This window comes from Thiorhodococcus minor (genome assembly GCF_010820565.1).
Lineage (GTDB): Bacteria > Pseudomonadota > Gammaproteobacteria > Chromatiales > Chromatiaceae > Thiorhodococcus > Thiorhodococcus minor.
This window is the reverse complement of the sequence record NZ_JAAIJQ010000258.1, coordinates 1-1,240: the sequence shown is the minus strand read 5'-3', so window position 1 is coordinate 1,240 and position 1,240 is coordinate 1. Positions and strand designations below refer to the sequence as shown.

At 65.3% G+C, this 1,240-nt stretch carries 2 protein-coding genes and 1 pseudogene; all 3 read left to right on the top strand.

All coding sequences use genetic code 11. The annotated features are described in order from the left end of the window. Positions 1-248: pseudogene (locus G3446_RS26780) on the top strand (hypothetical protein); the annotation flags it as partial. Further along, positions 245-736 (top strand): tyrosine-type recombinase/integrase, encoded by a 492-nt coding sequence (locus G3446_RS27520; protein WP_167757112.1) that lies wholly within the window; start codon positions 245-247, stop codon positions 734-736. The pseudogene G3446_RS26780 and the gene G3446_RS27520, both read left to right, overlap by 4 nt. Beyond that, a complete protein-coding gene (locus G3446_RS27515) occupies positions 729-1,148 on the top strand; it encodes a tyrosine-type recombinase/integrase (RefSeq protein WP_342450263.1) in 420 nt (139 codons plus the stop codon). The genes G3446_RS27520 and G3446_RS27515 overlap by 8 nt, the downstream gene beginning before the upstream one ends. Positions 1,149-1,240: the final 92 nt, after the last annotated feature.

Here is a 1,240-nt window from a genome sequence, read left to right as displayed (position 1 = left end):
TGCGCGCCGCCGCGAGCGGCCATGGGCGGGGGCCGCGTATTCATGACATGCGCCACCGATTTGCGGCTCGCACCTTGATTCACTGGTACCGCACGGGCGTCGATGTCGAGCGCGAGCTCCCCAAGCTCGCCACCTACCTTGGTCACGTCCATGTCAACGAGACCTACTGGTATCTCGAGGCCGTCCCGGAGCTCCTCCAGTTGGCCAGCCAACGCCTGATGGAGCACGCCGAGGAGGTCCGCGCATGATCGCCAACCCCTTTCCCGCCCTGCTGCAATCCTTCTTCACCGAGCGCCTCTGTCGGCAACGGCGCGCCAGTGAGCACACCATTGCCGGCTACCGTGACACCTTCCGTCTGCTGCTGCGCTACGCCGCCGAACGGCGCAGCACCACGCCTTCCGCCTTGCGCCTCGAGGATCTCGATGCGCCCTTCATCGGCCAATTCTTGGATCATCTTGAACAGGATCGGGGCAACAGTGCTCGCACGCGCAATGCCCGCCTCGCCGCGATCCATTCCTTCTTTCAGTATGTCGCCCTGGAGGAGCCCGCCCAGGCCTGGCTCTGCCAGCGTGTGCTGGCCATGCCGAGCAAACGCCATGAACGCCGGCAGATCGCGTTTCTCCACCGCGAGGAGATCGAGGCACTGATCGCTGCTCCAGATCCTTCGACCTGGATCGGCCGCCGGGACCGCAACCTTGCTAACCGTGGCCGTCCAAACGGGACTGCGTGTGTCTGAGCTGATCGGACTGTGCGCTCAGGACGTCGTGCTGGGAACCGGGGCGCATGTGAAATGCCTCGGAAAGGGCCGCAAGCAACGCGCGACACCGCTGCGCGCTGAAGCGGCGGCCTTGCTGGAGCACTGGCTGCAAGAGCGCAACGGCTTACCTCATGAGCCGGTCTTTCCCAGCTGCCGCGGTGGACCGCTCAGCAGGGATGCGGTCGAGCGCCTGGTGGCGAAACATGCTCGGACCGCCCAGCAACGCTGCCCCTCTCTGCAGCGCAAGACCGTGACCGCGCATGTCTTGCGTCACAGCGCCGCCATGGACCTTCTGCGGCACGGCATCGACCGCTCCGTGATCGCGCTCTGGCTAGGGCATGAGTCGGTGGAAACCACGCAGATGTATCTGCACGCCGATCTGCGTCTGTAAAGAGCAGGCACTGGCTCGGACCACGCCCATCGGGGTCACACCGGCTCGCTACCGCCCCGATGACCAGCTTCTGGCCTTCCTCGAAGGCCTCT